Raw genomic sequence first — 20,748 nt, forward strand, 5'->3', positions numbered from 1 at the left:
CCGCTTCATCACACGCTTACAAGGAGTTCGTTCATGTCCGCTTCCAGCAGTTCGCAGAAATTCATCGCGCGCAATCGGGCGCCGCGTGTGCAGATCGAGTACGACGTCGAAGTCTACGGCTCGGAGAAGAAGGTCGAGTTGCCATTCGTGATGGGCGTGCTTGCAGATCTTTCCGGCAATCCCGCGCAGCCGCTGCCGCCCGTGGCCGAGCGGAGCTTCCTGAACATCGACATCGACAACTTCGACGAACGATTGAAGGCCATCCAGCCGCGCGTCGCGTTCGCGGTGCCGAACACGCTCACGGATGACGGACAGATGCTGATCGACGTGACGTTCGAGCGTATCGAGGACTTTTCGCCGGCGGCGATCGCGCGCAATGTCGCGCCGCTTCGTCAACTGCTCGAGGCACGCATGCAGCTTGCGAACCTGCAGACCTACATGGATGGCAAGTCAGGGGCCGAAGCGCTCGTGAGCCGGCTGTTGCAGGATCCGGCGCTGCTCAAGTCGCTCGCGGCAGCGCCGAAGCCCCAAGTTCCCGATTCGGCTGCAACTGCGTCTGACAGCGCCGACTCCGCAAGCTGAGACAACCCGAGCACATACATAGAGGACAGACAATGGCGCAACAACAAGCAGCGGAGAACACGCCGGTCATGCAAACGCAATCGGACTTCGCGGAACTCCTGTCCCAGGAGTTCAAGCCGAAGACCGAACAAGCCCGTGAAGCGGTCGAACACGCCGTCCGGACGCTTGCCGAGCAGGCGCTCCAGCAATCGATCACCATCAGCAACGACGCCTATACGAGCATCGCCGCGATCATCTCGCAGATCGACCGCAAACTTTCCGAGCAGATCAACCTGATTCTTCACCACGACGATTTCCAGAAACTCGAATCGGCCTGGCGCGGCCTGCACCATCTGGTCTCGAACAGCGAGACGGACGAGCATCTGAAGATCCGCTTCATGGACATCTCGAAGGACGATTTGCGACGGACGATGAAACGCTACAAGGGCCTCGCGTGGGACCAGAGTCCGCTCTTCAAGCAAATCTATGAACAGGAATATGGCCAGCTCGGCGGAGAACCGTACGGCTGCCTCGTCGCCGACTACTACTTCGACCATACGCCGCCGGACGTCGATCTGCTTGGCTCGATCGCGAAGATTGCCGCCGCTGCCCACACACCGTTCGTGTCAGGCGCTTCGCCTTCGGTGCTGCAGATGGAATCCTGGCAGGAGCTGGCCAATCCGCGCGATCTCACGAAAATCTTCACGCAGAACCTCGAGTACGCGCCGTGGAACTCGCTGCGCGGTACCGATGACGCCCGCTATGTGGGTCTGGCCATGCCGCGCTTCCTCGCTCGCCTGCCATACGGGGTGAAAACCAATCCGGTCGACGAGTTCGACTTCGAGGAAGACGTCAACGGCTCGGACCACCGCCGCTACGCATGGGCAAACGCCGCCTTCGCAATGGGCGTGAACATCAACCGCTCGTTCAAGCTGTACGGATGGTGTTCCCAGATCCGTGGCGTCGAATCGGGTGGTACGGTCGAAAACCTGCCGTGTCATACGTTTCCGACCGACGACGGCGGTGTGGACATGAAGTGCCCGACCGAAATCGCAATCTCGGACCGACGTGAGGCGGAACTCGCGAAAAACGGCTTCATTCCGCTGATTCACCGCAAAAATACCGATCACGCCACGTTCATCGGCGCGCAGTCGCTGCAAAAGCCGGTTGAATATCACGATCTCGACGCCACCGCGAACGCCAACCTCTCGGCGCGCCTGCCGTATCTCTTCGCCTGCACGCGCTTTGCGCACTACCTGAAGTGCATCGTGCGCGACAAGGTCGGCGCGTTCAAGGAGCGCGAGGACATGCAGCGCTGGCTCAACGAATGGATCATGAACTATGTCGATGCCGACCCGGCCAACTCCTCCCAGGACACCAAGGCACGCCGGCCGCTCGCCGCGGCTGAAGTCGTCGTCGAAGACGTCGAGGGCAATCCGGGCTACTACCAGGCGAAGTTCTTTCTGCGTCCGCATTTCCAGCTCGAAGGCCTGACCGTGTCATTGCGACTGGTGGCGAAGCTGCCGTCGGTCAAGGAAGCTGCGTGATGTTTCATGCGTGTGCCGTTGTCGTGGCCGGATGCAATGGCGTTCATCCATCGATCAAAGGTGCGAACACCCGGCATCGCGGACATGTTACGCGGCGCGGCATCATCGGTAGAGCCCCCCGATCGAGACGGCCGAGGTACGCAATGAATTAGTACCAGTAATGCGTCGGCCGAGCATGCGCACCGTCGATGGCGGATCCATGTAAGAAATCGACACGTCATGGCGTGGAAATACAAGCCAGTTTTCCAAATCGAAATCAAGGAGCATTCCAGATGCCGTTGCTACCATTTTGCATTCCAAGCGCTCCGTCATTCAAGCGCCATTTCTTCCCTCATCAGTGGTCGCAGGTGGATGTTCTAAAGAAAACCGGCGTACGCGAGGCCCGCGGTGGAATGTGCTTCATGCTGACAATCGAGTGGTTGTCGTACATGATCAAAAATCACGTGTCAGTCGATACCTCATTCATTCGATTGATTAACGACCGAATCCTGTTGAAGCAGATTGCGGCGCAGCAGCGGCACTATCTAACCAACCCCTTAAATACGGCGACGAGTGGTCCGGTTGACGATCGCGAGATGGTAGAACTCGCAAGCAGGAAGTCATTAACTCACGGGCCGAAATTCAGCTTTGTCCCTTCAGGCATGGCTGACGTAATCGCACAGCAAATTGACAGCTGCGGGAGACCCGGTTTTTTTGAAATAGGAATCTTCCTCAAACCTGGCGGAGGCCATTCCATTGGTTTCGCGGTCGACATGTTCGGAAACCTGGCTCTCTTTGATCCGAATTTTGGGTTGGCCATGATTCAAACACCCTACCTGGGGAGCGTACAGCGCGGAGGCGTGTTTGACGATGTTATTGATGAATTGATATGCGCCTATGACGTTAATGACGGTGAGTGCGCGCGCGTGTCTTGATCCCAATGAAAATTCGACGCGCCGATACGGGTTCAGCGGAGTTAAAAGTTGCATCCCGGTAATTTCTCCGCCTTTCAGGAGCTTCAAGAAATGATCAATGCTGAGCGAAAGTGTGATCGCATGGCATGGCAGAACACGTCATGCAGCGCTGCATCACCGGGCGAACTCCCCGAATGAGACCAGGTCACTCGATGAATCAGAATCAGTGATTTGTTCATTTGACATGTGAATCGTCTTCGGAAAATTCGTGAACGCAAGGTCAACACGACATGAAGATATACGCCAATTTTTTGCAACTGGGTAACGGAGCAATCTAGATGCCATTATTCGGCCGCTCATTCGAACGCCATTTCGTCGCCCACCCGTGGTCGCAAGGCGATGTACTGGGGAAGACTCGCGTGCGTGAGGCTCAAGATGGAATGTGTCTCGCGCTGACGATCGATTGGTTGTCTTACATGAAGAAACATCACGCGTCAGTCGAAGCATCATTTTCTCGATTGATCAGCGACCGCACTCTGCTGAAACAGCTTGCGGGACAACAGCGACACTACGTCACCAACCCTCTTAGTGCGTTGCCGAGAAAGCAGAGAGGCCCGATTTCATCCACGGAATTGGTGGAACTCGCGAGCAAGGATTCTTTGACCCTCGGATTTGAATTTACCCCTGACCCGGCGCATTTTGCCGACGTAATCGCAAATGAAATAGAAAGACGTGGGCACCCCGTTTTTTACGAAGTTGGAATTTACTTCAAGACGGGAATTATCTTCAAAGAACGAGCGGGTCACTCCATTGGCATTGCAGTCGACGCATATGGAACTTTGGCTCTTTTCGATCCGAATTATGGACTGGCGACGATTCAGAAGTTGTTTTCCGGGTCCGTACAACGCGGAGGTACATTTGACGAAGTAATGAATGAATTGATCTCGACCTATGAAGTCAAAAAATTGACTTATAACTGCATGATAAATATATAAAAGAAATAAAACACCGCAAGGCAGATCTGGAGCCGAAGCCCGCAGCATTTCCGTGTTCGTCGACCTTCCCCAAAGGGAATTTTCTTGTACGACCAACGCCGAACCCACATTGCTCCGACATGCCTTGGTTGATCGCAAGAATTCCTGATGCAGCGTCCGATATGGGATCGCCGCATCTTCTTTCCACCCAAAGCAAGGAAGAAAACCATGAGCAACGATATCTTCATCAAGATCAACGGCATCGAAGGCGAATCGAAAGACGCCAAGCACAAGAACGAGATCGACGTCTCCAGTTGGAGATGGAGCATGTCCCAGCACGCCAATATGCACGGCGGCGGTGGCGGCGGCGCCGGGAAAGCCAGCGTGACCGACTTGCGTTTCGACCACGCCATCGATCGTGCGTCGCCCAACCTGATGAAGTACTGCCTGACCGGCAAACACATCGACCAGGCCGTGCTCGTGATGCGCAAGGCGGGAGGCAATGCACTGGAGCATGTGAAGATCACCATGAGCGACGTGATCATCTCGTCCGTCACGATGGACGGCGCATCCGATAGCGAGACCGTGTCGCTCTCATTTGCGAAGGTCAAGCAGGAGTACATGGTGCAGAACGAACAGGGCGGCAGCGGTGGTGCCGTGACAGCCAGCTTCAACGTCAAGGAAAACAAGGAAGCCTGAGCTTCCCGTCGTTTCGTTCCGTGTGCCCGGCGCGCGGCTTGCGCCGCCGGGCATGTCCCGTCTGTTTCACTTCGTGCCCTTCTCATGCGATTGATTACCGCTGCTACGGCCGCCGCGTTCGCACTGCTTCTCGCCGCATGTGCAAGTGGCGATCCGAAGGCCAAGGTACCGGTCCGTCTCGACCTGACGATACGGGCGACAGCCGATGTCAATCCCGACGATCAGGGGCGCGCCGCGCCGATTGTCGTCCGCATCTATGAACTCAGGACCGACGGCACGTTCAATGCCATCGATTTTTTCTCGCTGCAGGCGAATGACAAGACCTTGCTTGCTGACGACCTCATCAAGCGCGACCAGTTCCAGTTGCGTCCGGGCGAACGCAAACGTATTCGGCGCAACGCCGATCCTGCTGCCAGCACGCTCGGGGTGATCGCGGCTTACCGCGATTTGCCGAACTCGGCGTGGCGCGCGATCTATTCGATGCCGGATGTTCCGGACAAGGCCTGGTACCGCTTCTCGCGAGATCTGAAGTTGACCATCGATCTCGGCGAAAGCGCGATTCAGATCATCGACAAGACAAACCAGTGAAGCTTACCGCGCATACCCACACATGAGCTGGCACAACAAAGTCGTCTGGAGTGAAGGACTCTTTTTGCGCCCACAGCTGTTCCAGCAGCAGGAGCGCTACCTGGAGCACTATGCGCACAAGCGCGCTGCTCCCCTTTCACCGTTCTTCTATGGCTTCATTCATTACGCGCTGGAAGTCGAGGCGCTCGCGCTCGGCAAGGTGATCGTGAGGTCAGCGTCCGGCGTGTTCGCCGACGGCACGCCTTTCGATGCGCCCGGCAGCACGCCCCCACCTTCGCCACTGACGATCCGGCCCGAGCACCTCGACCAGCTGATCTATCTTGCGGTACCGATCCGCGTGCCCAACGGCGAGGAAACCACGTTCGACAATGGGGCCGATTCGCTCGCCCGGTACGCCGTGTTCGATACCGAGTTGCGTGATACGAATTCGATCGGACAGGGTCCGAAGGACGTGCAATTGTCGAACCTGCGGCTCAGGCTCGTGCCCGAAAAGGAGCTCACTGACGCGTGGATCGGGCTGGCGCTCGCCCGTGTGAAGACGATCCGCGCCGACGGCAGTATCGAACTCGACGATACGCTCGTTCCGCCGGTGTCCGGTTACGGTGCAAGCGATCGGCTGACCGGCTGGCTCGCAAAGATCCACGACCTGACCCGGCTACGCGCAAACGCACTCGCCCAGCGTCTGACCGGAGGCGACGGCAATGCCGGTACGGCCGCCGAGATCTCGGATTACCTGCTTCTGCAGACGCTGAACCGCTACGAGCCGCTGCTTCAACATCTCCGACGAGTGCCATCGACTTCGCCTGCCGATTTGTATGCGTTGCTCGTCGGCATGGCGGGCGAGCTCTCGACCTATGTGAGGACCGACACGCGCCGGCCCCTTGCGTCGCATCCGCCCTACCAGCATCAAGCGCCGCATCTGTGCCTCAGGCCGCTGGTCGATGACCTGCAGGCGCTACTCAATGCCGTACTCATACGCAGTGCGCAGATCATCGCGCTCACGGATCAACGATATGGCATGCGCAATGCCGTGGTCGACCCGGCCGACATGCAGGGCTTTACGGCGGTCGTGCTTGCCGTCCACGCGGCGATGCCGCCCGACACACTGCAGCAGCAATTTGCCGCCCAGGCAAAAGTCGGGCCGTCGGAACGACTGCCCGATCTCGTACGCGGCCACTTGCCCGGCATCGCGCTTCAAGCGTTGCCGGTACCGCCCCGTCAGATCCCGTTCAACGCGGGATACGTGTACTACGAACTGTCCCGCGTCGGCCCGCTATGGGAAGAAGTCGCCCGGCGAGGCAGTCTCGCATTGCACGTGGCTGGCGAGTTTCCCTCGCTCAAGCTCGAGTTGTGGGGCATCCGCGGGTAATCGCACGCGCGGGCCAGCGTCAGTCGCCCGAGCCGTTCGTCACTAACAGGGGGAGCAGTGACTTCCGAAGCAGTCAGCCGATTCAATGAGCAGGGACGACGGCACGGCAGCGAGGGCGCATCGGCGCCAGCGCAGCCGTTCGCTGCTGACGCAGCGTCTCCAGCGGCGCCAGCGGGGAGCCCTGCGGCACCGGCCTCGCATCGCCACGAGATTCCGCCTGGCGAGACGCCCGCGGACCGCCTCGCCGCGATAGCCGCCGCCAGCAACCCGTTGCTCGAGGCAGCACGGCCGCTGTTGCGGGCGCTCTCCGACATTCCCGACGAGCTCGATCCCGAGGGCGTAGAACAATTGCGCAACCTGCTCGAACAGGAGGTGCGCACCTTCCAGCAACTATGCGCGCATGCCAATATCCGGCGAGACCACATGCTGGGCGCACGCTATTGCCTGTGCACCGCGTTGGACGAAGCTGCGTCGCAGACGTCCTGGGGCAAGGGCGGCGACACCGGCGTGGCGTGGGCGACCCACGGACTTGCAACGATTTTTCACGAAGACCGCCATGGAGGCGACAAGGTCTATCTGCTGGTCGGCCGGCTGATGGCCGAACCGCAGGAACATATCGACCTGCTCGAGATCATTTACCGCATTTTCAGCCTGGGGTTCGAGGGCCGCTACCGCTACGAATCCGGCGGTCATCGCAAGCACGAGGCCGTACGCCAACGGCTCTACAACGAGATCATGTCCCAGCGCGAGGCCGTCCCGGTTGCGCTCTCTCCGCACTGGCAGTCGGACGCAAAGAGCCGGCGCGCGTCGTTCGTCGATTTTCCGGTATGGGTCACTGTCGTCCTGTTGTCGCTCGTCGCGCTCGGCCTGTTCGGCTACTTCAAGTATGAGTTGCTGCGCCGCGGCGCCGATGTACAACGGCAGATCGCCGACATTCGAAACACGTCCTCACCCCATGCAGCGCCGGAGCCGGCGCGCAAGCTCAGGACGCTACTCGAGGAAGAGATCGCCGCGGGCACGGTCAGTGTCGACGAAAGTGCGCACCGCAGTTCAATCACGCTTCGCGGCGACGCCATGTTTGCGCCAGGGAGTGCATCGATCAATGCGGCGATCTCGCCGGTAATCGCCAAGATTGCACGCGAGATCGCCAAGGTGGCGGGCAAAGTGACGGTGCTCGGCTATACCGACAACGTGCCGATCAGAAGCCCTCAGTTTGCTTCGAACGACGCACTTTCCATGGAGCGTGCGACTCAGGTCGCGCAAATTCTGCAAGCGTCGGGTGTCCCGGCGAGCCGCCTCGAAGCAATCGGCAAGGGCGATGCCGATCCGGTCGGCGACAACCGCAATGCGATGGGACGGGCACAGAACCGCCGTGTCGAAATCATCGTCGCGCAGTAGCGGAATCAAGAGATCAAACGGCATACGAACATGAAGAAATTCCTTTCGTTTCTGATATCACGCCAGTTTCTCGCCCTCCTTGCGCTCCTGACCGTCGCGCTGGCAATCTGGTTTTCCGGCCCGTTTATCGCGTTCGGGAGCTTGAAGCCGTTCGCGGGCGCCGGTGCGCGCGTGCTCATGACCGCGCTGCTGCTCGCCGGTGTACTGCTCCGGCTCGCGGGCTTGTCGATCAGTCCGGTGGTGATCACGCTCCTGTGCCTGCTGATCTGGCACGCAGGACCGCTGCTTGCATTCCGTGATATCCAGCCGTTCGCGTCCGTTGAAACACGCAGCGTTGCAATCGCGATCGTGCTGCTCGTGTTTGCGGGCTATTGGCTGTTCCGGCTCTGGCAGGAAATGCGCACCAACAGGCAATTCCTCGATCGCGTGCTGTCGTTTGGAGGAAAGAAGGAGCCATCGCCCGCAGCCGACCGGTTGAAAGAAGTTGCGCCGATCGTGTCCGGTGCGCTCGCACGCCTGAAAGCGATGCGCACCGGTGCACGCGGGCCATGGCGGCTGTTCCAGGGCAAGCGTTACCTTTACGAGTTGCCGTGGTACATCGCACTTGGCTCAAGGTCCTCCGGCAAAACGAGCATGCTGCTGAACGCCGGGCTGTCCTTCCCGCTCGCCGAACAAATGCAGCGGGCCGTGCGTGCGACCGATAGCCATACGCAAAATGTGGACTGGTGGTTGACCAATGATGCCGTGCTGATCGACACGGCAGGCTATTACACGCGTCACGGTACGTCAGAGCACGGCGTGCCGGCACCGTTCGACACCCAGGCCAAACGCGAGACCGATAATCAGGATGGCCAGACGAACGACGGCAAGGTCGACGTCAAGGCGATCTCTGCCGCAGCGGAGAAACTCACCGCGGCAACGACGGCGGCCATGCCCTCGACCGAAACCGGCAAGGTGCGCGCGCGTGCAGACGCGGCCGAATGGCTGGGCGTTCTCGGAATGTTGCGCAAGTATCGGCCGCGCGCGCCCATCAACGGCGTCCTGCTCACCGTCGATCTCACCGTACTCGCCAGCCGGGACGGCAGCCGGCGCCTGGCGGAAGCAGCCGATTTGCGCGCGCGCCTTGCGGACCTGCGTCGCGAACTCGGCATCCACTTCCCCGTTTATCTCGTCATCACGAAGGCGGACCGGCTGACCGGCTTTGTCGACTACTTTGCGCCGCTGACCGCCGAAGGCCGATGCCAGGCGTGGGGCTTTACGCTCCCCCATGGCGAAGAGCGCATCGCGAAGGAAGACATCCGCGCGCGCTGCCTGGATGAGCACGGCCACCTCGTGAAGCGTCTGGTCGATGGCATCAATACGCGCCTGCAGGACGAGCACGATACGCAAAGACGCCGAAAGCTGGCAGTGCTGCCGCAGGAATTCGCGGCGCTCGCTGGCCCGCTGTCCGAGTTGATCTCGCTTGTCTTTCTCGACTCGCGCTATGACGACACCCCGCTCCATACGGCCCTGCGTGGCGTCTATTTCACGAGTGCCGTGCAGACAGGCGACGAACTGGTCGTCGACCGGCACACGATCGCACAGCGACTCACCCCGGCAACAGCGAATGCAACGGTCGGCGCGACGCGCGAAACCGTCAATGAGAGCTTCTTCCTGCGTGACCTGCTCGCGAAGATCGTGCTTCCGGAAGCGCATCTGGTACGCCCGAACCTGCGTTGGGAGTTCCGCTTCCGCATCCTTCGCCTGCTTGGACACATGCTTGCGGTGCTGATCTTCGTGTGGCTCATGTTTGGTTTGCGCGTCAGTTTTGGCCACAACACCGACTATCTCGTTGCTGTCGCGCAAAAGGCGCAGGCGCTCTCGGAACGCGTCAAGCCGCTCTATCAGGACCCCAAGCCTCCGGTCATCGCCGACACGCTCTCTGACGCACGCCATTTGCCGACCTACCCTGGGCTCGACCTTTCGGATCCCGACGGCGCCTTCGGCTACGGTTTGTATACGGCGAAAGGCGTTGCGACTGAAAGTCGTCGCACCTATGACGCGCTCGAGGATCACCTGCTGCTGCCGCATATCGTGCGCAGAATGGGGGACGTCGTTTCGCAGTCTGTCGCGAGCAAGGACGCGACGGGCACCTACGACGCGCTGCGCGTGTATCTCATGCTCTACGACAAGGTGAAATTCAATGCCGACGACGTCAGGACATGGGTTCTCGACGACTGGGCGAATGCCGACGGCGCGTCCATATTCGGCGGGCGGGCGTCGATGATCGACCATGTCCAGCATCTTTTTTCGGGCGACCGCGTCGTACAGTCGCCGTTGATCCGCAATAGTGCGTTGATTCAGCAGGCACGGGGATTTCTCGACGAGAGCAACTCAACCGATCGGATGTATCAGCGCGCAAAAACTGCGATGTCCCAGAACGCGCCAGACGATTTCACGCTGATGCGCGCAGTCGGACCGCACGCCGGTACCGTCTTCACGCGGGAGAGCGGCGCTCCGCTGTCGCGCGGCGTACCGGGCCTCTTCACACTCGACGGATACCGTAATCTGTTCGACAAGCGCCTGCCGGAATTCGTGCGGATTGCGCGCGACGACGATACCTGGGTGATGGGACGCTCGTATCCGGATGGTCCGTCAGCGCCGGGGCAAAAAAAAACGACAGTGATCGCGGAGACGGCTGCTCATGCGGACAACAGTCTGACAGAAGCGATCCGCAGAGAATATTTGATCGAATACGCACGCCAATGGGACGCGTTTCTTGGGGACGTCCGCACGGTGGCCGGCGCGAGCCTCGCCTTCAATCTGCACGTGCTGCGCAGCTTCGCCGCGCCGGATTCGCCGCTCGCGCGCCTCGCACGCGCGGCTGCCTACGAGACCACACTGACACAACCCGCCGCGGTGGCGAATGGCTCGCTGCGGCTTGCGCCTGCCGGGCAACTCGCCGGGCAGGCGAATACCCCGCCTGGGATTCCGGCGTCCGAACGTATCGAACGCGAACTCGTCGACAATCATTTTGCAGCGCTACGCGAAGTCGTCACGGGTAGTGCGGATGCACGGAATGCCGCGCAACTCGCTGCACCGGCGGGAACGACCGGACTGAACGAAGTCACGAATTTGCTCAATGACTACTACACCGCACTGACGATTGCCGAGAATGCCATCGGCAACAACAGCATGCCACCGACAAGCGACGCCGCGGCAAAACTCAAGATGACGGCCAACACGATGCCCTCCCCCTTTCGCGAAGTATTGCTGCAACTCGCGCAACAAGGCTCGCAAGGCGTCAATCACGGTATCGGTCAGTTGCTGTCGACGCAGATGCAAGCAGCGGTAGGTGACAGTTGTCGGCTCGCCATCGAAGGAAGCTATCCATTCGCACCCGACAGCACGCGCGAAGTCAGCATCGACGATTTCACGCGGCTGTTCGCTCAGGGTGGTCTCATCGACGACTTCTTTACCAAGACACTGGCGCCCTTCGTCGATACCTCCGCGAAACCTTGGCGGTATAGAACATTGCCCGGCGCAACCGACCCCGTTCAGGGACCGGACTTGCAGCCTTTCCAGCGTGCAAAGGCGATCCGCGACGTGTTCTTCGGCGGCCCTGGCCATAAGCAACTGATGTGGAAAGCGCACATCCAGATTCCCGAACTCGATCCGACGATTACCGAACTGCTGATCGATATCGATGGCCAGAGCACCCGCTATCAACATGGCCCCGTCACGCCCTTTACCGTTACATGGCCAGGCCCTCGCGGTGGCGTTCACGCGGAGATCACGGCGAACCCGCGCATCCGGCCGGATACGTCGACGCTCGCATCCGATGGGCCTTGGGCGCTGATGCGCCTGTTGCGGAAAGGCAATGTCGTCGAGACTGCGATCCCCGGTCGTACGCGCGTCGTGTTCGACTTCGACGAACGCAGGGCCGTACTTGACGTCTTTGGCACCGGCAGCGTCGCGAACCCGCTGACGAGCGACGTGCTGAGCGCATTCAGTTGCCCGAGTTCGATGCCGACGTTTCATCTGACCGACACCGGCCCGCCACCGGGATTGCCGCCGGCCGGCCGGCCGATGCACGCGGCTTCCCGCGCGCTGCCCTGAGCCTCTTCCGAACAACCAGGAGGAACACTTGACGCCGAAATTCGCGCCGCTTCATCCCCGAGACCGGCTCGGCCCCCCGGCATCGCAGTCCGTTGCAGAACGGGTGAGCGTTTGCGCCCAGACGATCAACCCGCTATTCGAGGCGGCGCGTCCCTTGCTGCAGGCGCTGGCCGATACGCCCGATGTGCTCGACCGTATTGCCGTCGCACAGCGCCGTCAATGGCTGGAGCATGAGATCAGGATATTCGGAAGAGTCTGTGCCGAGCTTCGGCTCCATCCCGATCACGTCCGCCACGCGCGTTACTGCCTGTGCGCAGCCCTTGATGAAGCCGCCATGCGGACTGATTGGGGCAAGGGCACGACCACCGGGGTGGAGTGGAGCACAAACGGTCTGGCTGTCGTGTTCGCGCATGACAGGCAGGGAGGCGACGGCGTCTACAGGATCATCAGCGAGATCATGCGTGACCCACACGACAATCTCGACCTGATAGAAGTCGTGCAAAATATCCTCGACCTCGGCTTCAAGGGACGCTATCGCTTCGAAGCCGACGGCGCGCACTCGCTGCAAATCATTCGGGAGCAAGTTCAATACGCCGTTGCGACGAACGGCTCGAGCATGCTGCCGAACTGCCTCCCTCTACGCAGCATGCCTCGTCCACCACGTTGGCACGTCGACTCCTGGGTGCAGCCTACCGCAACCCGCAAGGCACGCTCGCGGATCGTCGTCGGCCTGTTCTGTGCCTTCCTGTTGGGTGGGGCTGGATATGCCGCCTATGAGCAGCTGGCCCATGTGCTCTATCCGAAGCAAACGATACCTGCGATTGAAGCGCTGGCGCAGCATCTCGGCGAGCGGCTGAACGGAGAAATCGCCGCCGGAATGGTCAGCCTCGAGGAAAACGCCAGACGCACATCGCTCACCATTCGATTCAACGACATGTTTCCTCCGGGAGAGGCGACCGTCCACGCCTGGGTTGGTCCGCTGATCGCTGCCGTCGGACAGGAGATCGCCATGATGAAGGGGGACGTGAAGGTGGTCGGCCACACAGACAGTCTTCCAGCCGGCAAATCTCCACTGGTATCGAACAAGGAGCTCTCCGAGGCACGCGCGTGGCACGTGACCAGGATACTGCTCGCAACGGGCGTACCAGGAGACCGCATCGACACTCGAGGAAAAGGCGACGCCGATCCCGTCGCGAACAACGGCACCCCCATGGGACGGACGAAGAATCGCCGCGTCGAGATCACTGTATCGGAGTCGTCCCTCAACCAGGCTCAAGGAGAATAGTCGAGATGTCGTCACGCAAGACTCGTGTGTGTGGGATTCTCTCATCGGCAGCGGCCATGCTGATTTCCGTGGCCGCGATGGCAGACGATCGTCAGGCTCGCTGGATTGATGCCGCCGTGTGGAATACCCCTTTGAACAAGATCGCGCAAGTAGCCTGTCACAATTGCTACGAAAAGAAGTACGCACCAACCTTCACGTCGGTTTTCCATGGCACCCGTACCGTCGAGCTGGACTTTTGGGATCAGCGGGACGCCGTCACGGGCGGATGGGCAAAGCACTGGTTTGTCAGACACAATCCGGGAACGATTTTCCAGTCCGGCAACGACAACAACTGTACCGGTGACGGTTACGGCACGAACGATCTCGATGCATGCCTGAACGACATCAAGAGGTGGAGCGACGCCAATCGCCCGCATTTCCCGATCACCGTGATGCTGGACAAGAAGCAGGGGTGGTCGAAGGAAAGCTCGCAAAGAACGCCGAAGGACCTCGATGAATTGCTGGACCGGATTTTCGGCGCACGGATCTTCACCCCGAAGGATCTCCGTACCCATATCGGCAACATCGATCCGCTGCAAACCACCGTGATCGGGAAAGATTGGCCGACCGCCGCGCAACTCGAAGGAAAAGTCATCTTCGTGCTCAATCACGCCGAGAATCAAAAGCTTTCGCAATATGCCGAAGCGCGCGGGCTCGACGGGAAGATATTCATCGCTCCCTACACGAATGGCCAGAACGACATAACCGGCGACGTCAGCGGCATGTCTCGCCAATCATCGAACGTGGTCGTCATGAACAATATGGGAAAGGGTGACAAGGGTTGGGCCCAGCAAGTCAATGCAAGCAGTCACATCGGTCGCGTCTACGGCGACGACAACGTTTCGTTTCAGCAGCATGTCAATGAGCGGATTCATATGTCCGCCTATAACGACTTCCACGCCGCGATGGATGCCAATGGCTATCGAATTCGCCCGTTCTAGCACGACAGCCATAACGATGCAATTTTCGGATGTATTTACCATGTCGAAAATTGGCTCACCGCTACTAATTGCGGAACAATTCAATTATGAAATTTCCGAGTTCAATTGGGAAACGGGCGATAGCGTCAAATGGTTCCTCAACTAAGATTGACCATGCAGATTAGCAGTCTGCTCCATGATCTAGATTACCCCTGCTCCGTAACCCGGAGCGGGACTTTTTGTCTGGTCGTATTTCATGACACATGGCGTTATTCGCCCGATCATGTGCTTAAACAATATTTCAATGCAGCTTCAATACCTGATCATTGCCTGTGCTCCGTCATGGACTACGACGAATATTGCGGGTTGTCTCCACCGTCGTGGGAATCATGCGTGCACTGACTACCACTGAGCTTGCCCCGAAAAACGAGTCCTTTGCCGAGCGCTTGAACTCGAGCACAGAGACTCGAGGGGATGAGCGAACCGAAGCGAGCGCTTCCAGGACACGCTCACGGCGTGCGGTATGCGTTCGTCGATATGCCGACGCGTTGAATGCCGAGACAACGCGCCGACCGAGGGAACGTAGCGTTCGTTGATGGTGGAATGGCTGCACAGTCGGCACGTTGTGACGTGACGTGCGGAAGCGGACGAATCATCGACTGGCGTGGCTCGCTACCATGCCCGTCGGCTGCATTCGGCATTGAATTGCCTCGACCCCTTGGTGTGCAAGAAGAACTGGGCCACTGCTTTGCGAGGACAAGCAGATTGATTGTCTCGATCATGGATTTCGCAAGGCAGGGAAACGATCGCAACAGTGCGACGCCGTTATGGAGAATATCTATGAGCCTGCCACCGCAGCATACGATCCTCGTGGTGGATCGCGACCACGCCGTGCGAACCACGTTAATCGACTATCTCGCTGGACACGGCTATCGGGCCGACGGTGCGGCAAGCGCGGCTGAGGCCATCTCTGCGTTGGATACCCGCTCGTACGGCCTCGTGCTCCTCGATCCCAACCTGCCAGACAGTGACGGCGTCGAACTGGCGCGTCAATGGCGCGAACAATCGGCCATTTCGATCATCTATATTTCCGATCGCAACGAAGAGGCCGATCGGGTGATGGGCCTCGAACTTGCCGCGGACGACTACATCACCAAACCGTTTTCGCTGCGCGAAGTGCTGGCCCGGATTCGGGCTGTCATGCGGCGTTTTTTTTCGAAAGCGCCGCACGCGCCCGTCACGCGTGGCAAGCTTCCGCGCGGCTATCGCTTCGCTGGCTGGACGCTCAACCTGAATACGCGCCGCCTCACCGCGCGTGACCAGAAGATCGTTTCACTAACCAATGTGGAATTCAATATGCTGGTCGTTTTTCTGAGCTTGCCGCGTCGCGTCATTTCACGTGAAAAGCTACTCGAATACTCACGTGCCTTCGACGACATCTATGATCGTGCAATCGACGTGCAGATCCTGCGGTTGCGACGAAAACTGGAAGTCGATCCCACAAAACCCACACTGTTGCGCACGAAGCGCGGCGTGGGGTATTTCCTCGATGCAGAGACCGATCCGTTGTGGAGCTGATCGATTTCCCCCTGTCTACTGTCAGTCATACAAACTATCTCCAACGTGATTTGCCCTGGCGGCGACCAGGTTCGTCAAATTGCCGATCGGCATGATCCGCTGTCCCATGCCTGGAATGACTGCATGCGTTCACCCGCGCTTTCCGGCCGCGTTCGTCTCCGGCGGCATGACGGACATCTCGCCCGCCTGCCGCACGTTGCGCGGCACGGACGCCCAGCCACCGCCAAGCGCCTTGTAAAGCGCGACATACGCGCTCAGGAGATCGACGCGCCCCTGAACGTCCGCGAGCTGGGCGTTGAACAGCTTCTCCTGTGCATTGGTCACTTCGAGAAAGCTCGAGTACCCGCTTTCGTAGCGCGCACTCGCCTGATTTGCGTAGACGGCGAGCGCGTCCTTCTGGCTGTTCAGGCTGCCCAGGCGCGCCTCCGATTGCTGCGCGCCGACGAGCGCGTCGTCGACTTCTGCAATCGCTTTGAGCACCGCCCCCTGGTACGCGAGCAGCGCCTGCTCTCGCTGCGAACCCGCGATGCGCACCTGGCCGCGAATCGCGCCCCCCTGGAATATCGGCTGCGACAAGCCGGCCGAAATCCCCCAGATCTGCGAAGCGCCATGCCAGAGCGCACCGGTGCCGCCCGCCGCCTGCCCGATGAAACCCGACAGGCTGAGCGACGGAAGATGGAGCGTCTGCGCTGCGCCGAACAGCGCATTGGCCGCGACCGCGCCCTGTTCCGCCCGCAGCAGGTCGGGGCGCCGGTTCAACAGGTTGATCGGCGGATCCGCCGCAAGAGGCGGCAGCGTCATGAGCGAAATCGCCCTGCCCCGCTCGATCGGCCCTGGTTCGCGGCCGAGCAGCACGGACAGCGCGTTTTCGATCCGGACAATGTTCGCGCGCAACGGCGGAATCGCCGCTTGCGTCGCGAAGTAGTCGTCTTGCGCCTGGCTCAGCTCCATGTCCGAGATGACGCCGTGCGCGCGGCGCAGTGTGAAGATATCGAGCGCATGCCCGCGCGCATCCAGCGTCCGCTGTGCGATCTCGAGCTGCGCGTCGAGTCCGCGCAGCGTGAAGTAGCCTTGCGCGACGCTCGCCGCCAACGACAGCGCGATCCCACGCCGCGCATACTCAGCCGCCCACAGGTCCGCCTTCGCCGCTTCGGTCTGCCGGCGAATCCTGCCCCACAGATCGATTTCCCAGTTCACGCCGCCTTGCACCTGGAACCGGTCGTTCGGTCCGTCGAAGCCCTCGAGCGGCGTGCCCGCGAACAACGAGCGCTTCTCTCGGTTCGCCGCGGAAGACGCCCCGACGCTCGGGAACAGGCCGGCGCGCGTCGCCTGCACCTGGCCGCTGAACTGTTCGATACGTGCCGCCGCGATGCGTGCGTCGTAGTTGCTGCGCATCGCCTCCTCGACGAGCGAAGCGAGCACCGGATCGCCGAAGCCGAGCCACCACGCGCCGTCGTGGTCGACGAATGCGTCAGCCGTCTCCGCATGCCGGTATACCTGAGGTGCGCCCGTGACGGGACGCTCGTAGTCGGGGCCGATCGCACAGCCGGCCAGTGCGATCGACAACGCGGCCAGAGTCACGCTGATCCGCTTCATTGCGCCTCTCCTTCGCCGATTCGCGCGGGCGAATGCCCTACCGCCGGCTTTGCATCGCCGGAGCCGGTCCGGTCGGTCTTGCCGCGCCTGCCGCCGAGGCGGTCGGCCGTCGACGCGATCAAATGGAAGAACAGCGGCACGAACAACAGCGCCAGCGTCGTCGCCGCGATCATCCCGCCGATGATCCCGGTGCCGATCGAATGTCGCGAGTTCGCCCCCGCGCCATACGCGATCGCGAGCGGAACCGCGCCGAGGATGAACGCCAGCGACGTCATCACGATCGGCCTCAACCGCAGCCGCGCTGCTTCGACGGCCGCTTCAAGCGTGCTCATCCCTTCCCTGCGCTTGACCACCGCGAACTCGACGATCAGGATCGCGTTCTTCGCGGCGAGCCCCACCAGCGTGACGAGGCCGATCTGGAAATAGACATCGTTCTCGAGTCCGCGCAGCCAGATCGCGACGAGCGCACCGAAGATCGCAAACGGAATCGCCGTCAGGATCGACAATGGCAGCGACCACGATTCGTATTGGGCCGCCAGGATCAGGAACACCATCAGGATGCCGAACGCGAACACGGCGACCGTCGTGTTGCCGGCCTTCTTCTCTTCGAATGACTGTCCGCTCCACTCGAACGCGTAGCCGGCCGGCAAGGTGGCACGCGCCACCTCCTCCATCGCCGCAAGCGCCTGGCCCGAGCTGTAGCCGGACGCCGCGCCACCCGTCACCTTCGCAGCCGGAAAGCCGTTGAAGCGCGTCTCGAGATCCGGGCCGCTCACGTACGACACCTTCACGAGGCCGGCGAGCGGCACCATCTTGCCGTCGCCCTGGCGCACGTAGAGGTTCTGAAGATCCTGCACGCGCTCGCGGTATTGCGGCTCCGCCTGCAGGATCACCTGCCACACGCGGCTGTCGAGCGTGTACTGGCTCACATACAGCGAACCGAACAGCGTCTGCAGTGCGCCGTACACCTGCGCGATCGGCACGCCGAGCGCTGCCGCCTTGTCGGTGTCGGCCTCCACGCGCAGCTGGCGCGACGACGACTTGATCGTCGTCATCAGGCTCGCGAGTTCGGGGCGCTTCGATGCCGCCTTGATGAACTCGCGCGTCGTCGCCTCGAGCTGCGCCGCCGTCCCGTTGCCGCGGTTCTGCACCCAGAATTCAAAACCGCCCTGCGTGCCGAGCCCCGGAATCGACGGCGGCATGACGGGCACCGCGATGGCTTCCTGGATGCCGCGCAACTGCGGTACGAGCTTGCGCATCACGCCGAGGATCGACAACTCCAGGCTGCCGACGCGTTCATCGAAGTCCTTCAGCCCGACGAACACCGTTCCCGCATTGGTCTTGAACTGACCGTCGATGAAGCTGTAGCCGGCAAGTGCCGACGCGTCCTCGACGGCCGCGTGCTGCCTGAACATTTCCGCGACCTGCTCGGTCGTCTTCTCGGATCGCTCGAGGCTCGCGGCGTCGGGCATGAAGATCCCGGACAGTGCATAGCCCTGGTCCTCCTTCGGCACGAAGCTGCCCGGGATGTGTGCGAAGAGGCCCCACACCGCGACGAGCATCGCGCCGCAAAGCACGATCGACAGCGCGGCGCGGCGCATGACCACGCGCACCGCCGACGTGTAGCGGCGGGTGAGCCGCTCGAACATCGCGTTGAACCACGCGAACAGGCGCCAAGGCTTGCCGTGCGCGGGCTTCAGGAGCAGGGCCGCGAGCGCCGGCGACAGCGTCAGCGCGACGATGCCGGAAATCGTCACCGACACCACGAGCGTCAGCGCGAACTGCTTGTAGAGCATGCCCGTCGTGCCGCTGACGAATGCGACCGGAATGAAGACCGCCGACAGCACGAGGACGATCGCGATCACCGGGCCTGTCACCTCTTCCATCGCCCGTAATGTCGCGTCCTTCGGCGACAGGCCGAATTCGTGCATGTTGCGCTCGACGTTCTCGACGACGACGATCGCGTCGTCGACGACGATCCCGATCGCCAGCACGAGTGCGAACAACGTGAGCAGGTTGATCGAGAAGCCGAGCGCGAGCAGTCCCGCGAACGTGCCGATCACGGATACGAACACCGCGAGAACCGGAATCACGGTCGCGCGCCAGCTTTGCAGGAACAGGAACACCACCGCGACGACCAGCACCACGGCCTCGATCAACGTGTGAACGACCTCGCCGATCGAGGCCTGCACGAACTTCGTGGTATCGAGCGACACCTTCGTCGCGATCCCTTGCGGCAGCGTCGGCGCCATCTTCTCGAGCTCGGCGCGAACGCCCTTCACCACTTGCAGCGCGTTCGATCCTGGCTGCTGGTACACGGCGATCAGCGTCGCGGGCTTGCCGTTCAGCGATGAGCGCAGCCCGTAGCTGTTCAGCCCGACTTCGGCGTGGCCGATGTCGCGAATGCGCACCGCCGCGACGTCATGCTTTGCAGCGCGGATGATGATGTTGTCGAAATCCTCGGGTTTCGCGAGACGCCCCGGCGTCACGATCGGAAAGCTCAGCACCTGTCCTTTCGGGCTGGGCGCCTGCCCGATGCTCCCCGCGCCATATTGCTGGTTGTGGCTCGCCACCGCATTCTGCACGTCGGTCGCGGTAATGCCGAGCGCGGCCATCCGGTCGGGCTTGAGCCAGACGCGCATGGCCAGATCCGCGTTGCCCATGATTTGCGCCTGGTTCGCGCCGGGCACGCGCTTGATCGCATCGAGCACGTAAAGATTCGCGTAGTTGCCCACGTACTGCTGGTCATAACGGCCGTCCGGCGACGAAACCGCGATCAGCATCAGGATGCTCGACGAGCGCTTCTGCACGTTGATCCCGTTCTGCTGGACCGCCTGCGGCAACTGCGCGAGCGCGAGGTTCACGCGGTTCTGCACCTGGACCTGCGCAATGTCGGGATCCGTGCCGGTGTCGAAAAAGACGTTCAGCGTCATCTGGCCCGTCGGCGAACTGGTCGACTGCATGTAGATCATGTTGTCGACGCCGTTCACCTGCGTCTCGATCGGTGCGGCGACCGTCTCGGCCACCGTCTGCGAATCCGCGCCCGGATAGGCCGCCGTCACCGTCACCTGCGGCGGGCTCAATTCCGGATACTGCGCGATCGGCAGATTGAACATCGCGACGAGGCCGCCGATCACGATGACGAGCGACAGCACCACCGCGAATACGGGGCGCTTCACGCAAAAAGCAGCTAGCATGCGCCC

The 20,748-nt window shown here is 61.0% G+C and carries 14 protein-coding genes; 12 read left to right on the top strand and 2 right to left on the bottom strand.

The features are described from left to right. The first annotated feature begins 33 nt into the window (after window positions 1-33). The 12 genes from tssB (at window position 34) to LXM88_RS00270 (ending at window position 15,949) form a co-directional block, all read left to right on the top strand. Window positions 34-582, top strand: coding sequence for a type VI secretion system contractile sheath small subunit (gene tssB / locus LXM88_RS00215; RefSeq protein WP_262531030.1), 549 nt, complete (start codon window positions 34-36; stop codon window positions 580-582). A gap of 32 nt (window positions 583-614) precedes the next feature. Beyond that, window positions 615-2,108: a type VI secretion system contractile sheath large subunit gene (gene tssC / locus LXM88_RS00220; protein WP_262531032.1), complete on the top strand. Its 1,494-nt coding sequence runs from the start codon at window positions 615-617 to the stop codon at window positions 2,106-2,108. Window positions 2,109-2,380: 272 nt separating this feature from the next. Continuing rightward, complete coding sequence (locus LXM88_RS00225) at window positions 2,381-3,022, top strand: hypothetical protein (RefSeq protein WP_262531034.1); 642 nt, start codon at window positions 2,381-2,383, stop codon at window positions 3,020-3,022. 317 nt (window positions 3,023-3,339) lie between these two features. Continuing rightward, the gene (locus LXM88_RS00230) at window positions 3,340-3,996 is read left to right on the top strand and encodes a hypothetical protein (protein WP_262531036.1); all 657 of its coding nucleotides are present in this window, start codon (window positions 3,340-3,342) and stop codon (window positions 3,994-3,996) included. Between the two features lie 207 nt (window positions 3,997-4,203). Beyond that, window positions 4,204-4,674 (top strand): Hcp family type VI secretion system effector, encoded by a 471-nt coding sequence (locus LXM88_RS00235; RefSeq protein WP_262531037.1) that lies wholly within the window; start codon window positions 4,204-4,206, stop codon window positions 4,672-4,674. An 84-nt stretch (window positions 4,675-4,758) separates the two neighbouring features. Continuing rightward, the gene (gene tssJ / locus LXM88_RS00240; RefSeq protein ID WP_262531038.1) at window positions 4,759-5,262 is read left to right on the top strand and encodes a type VI secretion system lipoprotein TssJ; all 504 of its coding nucleotides are present in this window, start codon (window positions 4,759-4,761) and stop codon (window positions 5,260-5,262) included. Window positions 5,263-5,284: 22 nt separating this feature from the next. Next, window positions 5,285-6,631, top strand: coding sequence for a type VI secretion system baseplate subunit TssK (gene tssK, locus LXM88_RS00245; protein ID WP_262531040.1), 1,347 nt, complete (start codon window positions 5,285-5,287; stop codon window positions 6,629-6,631). Between the two features lie 57 nt (window positions 6,632-6,688). Then, window positions 6,689-8,029 carry a type VI secretion system protein TssL, long form gene (gene tssL, locus LXM88_RS00250; protein WP_262531041.1) on the top strand — a complete coding sequence of 447 codons (1,341 nt, stop codon included), beginning with the start codon at window positions 6,689-6,691 and terminating at the stop codon, window positions 8,027-8,029. Window positions 8,030-8,059: 30 nt separating this feature from the next. After that, entirely contained in the window at window positions 8,060-12,127 is a 4,068-nt protein-coding gene (tssM, locus tag LXM88_RS00255) for a type VI secretion system membrane subunit TssM (protein ID WP_262531042.1), read from the top strand. A 28-nt stretch (window positions 12,128-12,155) separates the two neighbouring features. Beyond that, window positions 12,156-13,412 carry a type IVB secretion system protein IcmH/DotU gene (gene icmH, locus LXM88_RS00260; protein ID WP_262531043.1) on the top strand — a complete coding sequence of 419 codons (1,257 nt, stop codon included), beginning with the start codon at window positions 12,156-12,158 and terminating at the stop codon, window positions 13,410-13,412. Between the two features lie 5 nt (window positions 13,413-13,417). Then, a complete protein-coding gene (locus LXM88_RS00265; protein WP_262531044.1) occupies window positions 13,418-14,392 on the top strand; it encodes a Ca2+-dependent phosphoinositide-specific phospholipase C in 975 nt (324 codons plus the stop codon). Window positions 14,393-15,211: 819 nt separating this feature from the next. Next, complete coding sequence (locus LXM88_RS00270) at window positions 15,212-15,949, top strand: response regulator (protein ID WP_262531045.1); 738 nt, start codon at window positions 15,212-15,214, stop codon at window positions 15,947-15,949. Window positions 15,950-16,078: 129 nt separating this feature from the next. Here LXM88_RS00270 and LXM88_RS00275 read toward each other — a convergent pair whose 3' ends face one another. Beyond that, a complete protein-coding gene (locus LXM88_RS00275; RefSeq protein WP_262531047.1) occupies window positions 16,079-17,545 on the bottom strand; it encodes an efflux transporter outer membrane subunit in 1,467 nt (488 codons plus the stop codon). Further along, on the bottom strand, window positions 17,542-20,742 hold the full coding sequence (locus tag LXM88_RS00280) for an efflux RND transporter permease subunit (RefSeq protein WP_262531048.1): 3,201 nt from the start codon (window positions 20,740-20,742) through the stop codon (window positions 17,542-17,544). Before LXM88_RS00280 ends, LXM88_RS00275 begins: the two co-directional genes overlap by 4 nt. Between the last annotated feature and the right edge of the window lie 6 nt (window positions 20,743-20,748).

It is taken from the genome of Burkholderia sp. S-53, from assembly GCF_025560745.1.
GTDB lineage: Bacteria > Pseudomonadota > Gammaproteobacteria > Burkholderiales > Burkholderiaceae > Burkholderia > Burkholderia pyrrocinia.

What these genes read in the sequence shown, in the direction of transcription:
- tssM (WP_262531042.1), top strand. Translation starts at nt 8,060, where the DNA reads ATGAAGAAATTCCTTTCGTTTCTGATATCACGCCAGTTTCTCGCCCTC.
- LXM88_RS00225 (WP_262531034.1), top strand. Translation starts at nt 2,381, where the DNA reads ATGCCGTTGCTACCATTTTGCATTCCAAGCGCTCCGTCATTCAAGCGC.
- tssK (WP_262531040.1), top strand. Translation starts at nt 5,285, where the DNA reads ATGAGCTGGCACAACAAAGTCGTCTGGAGTGAAGGACTCTTTTTGCGC.
- tssJ (WP_262531038.1), top strand. Translation starts at nt 4,759, where the DNA reads ATGCGATTGATTACCGCTGCTACGGCCGCCGCGTTCGCACTGCTTCTC.
- LXM88_RS00230 (WP_262531036.1), top strand. Translation starts at nt 3,340, where the DNA reads ATGCCATTATTCGGCCGCTCATTCGAACGCCATTTCGTCGCCCACCCG.
- LXM88_RS00265 (WP_262531044.1), top strand. Translation starts at nt 13,418, where the DNA reads ATGTCGTCACGCAAGACTCGTGTGTGTGGGATTCTCTCATCGGCAGCG.
- tssB (WP_262531030.1), top strand. Translation starts at nt 34, where the DNA reads ATGTCCGCTTCCAGCAGTTCGCAGAAATTCATCGCGCGCAATCGGGCG.
- LXM88_RS00235 (WP_262531037.1), top strand. Translation starts at nt 4,204, where the DNA reads ATGAGCAACGATATCTTCATCAAGATCAACGGCATCGAAGGCGAATCG.
- tssC (WP_262531032.1), top strand. Translation starts at nt 615, where the DNA reads ATGGCGCAACAACAAGCAGCGGAGAACACGCCGGTCATGCAAACGCAA.
- LXM88_RS00275 (WP_262531047.1), bottom strand. Translation starts at nt 17,545, where the DNA reads ATGAAGCGGATCAGCGTGACTCTGGCCGCGTTGTCGATCGCACTGGCC.
- LXM88_RS00270 (WP_262531045.1), top strand. Translation starts at nt 15,212, where the DNA reads ATGAGCCTGCCACCGCAGCATACGATCCTCGTGGTGGATCGCGACCAC.
- LXM88_RS00280 (WP_262531048.1), bottom strand. Translation starts at nt 20,742, where the DNA reads ATGCTAGCTGCTTTTTGCGTGAAGCGCCCCGTATTCGCGGTGGTGCTG.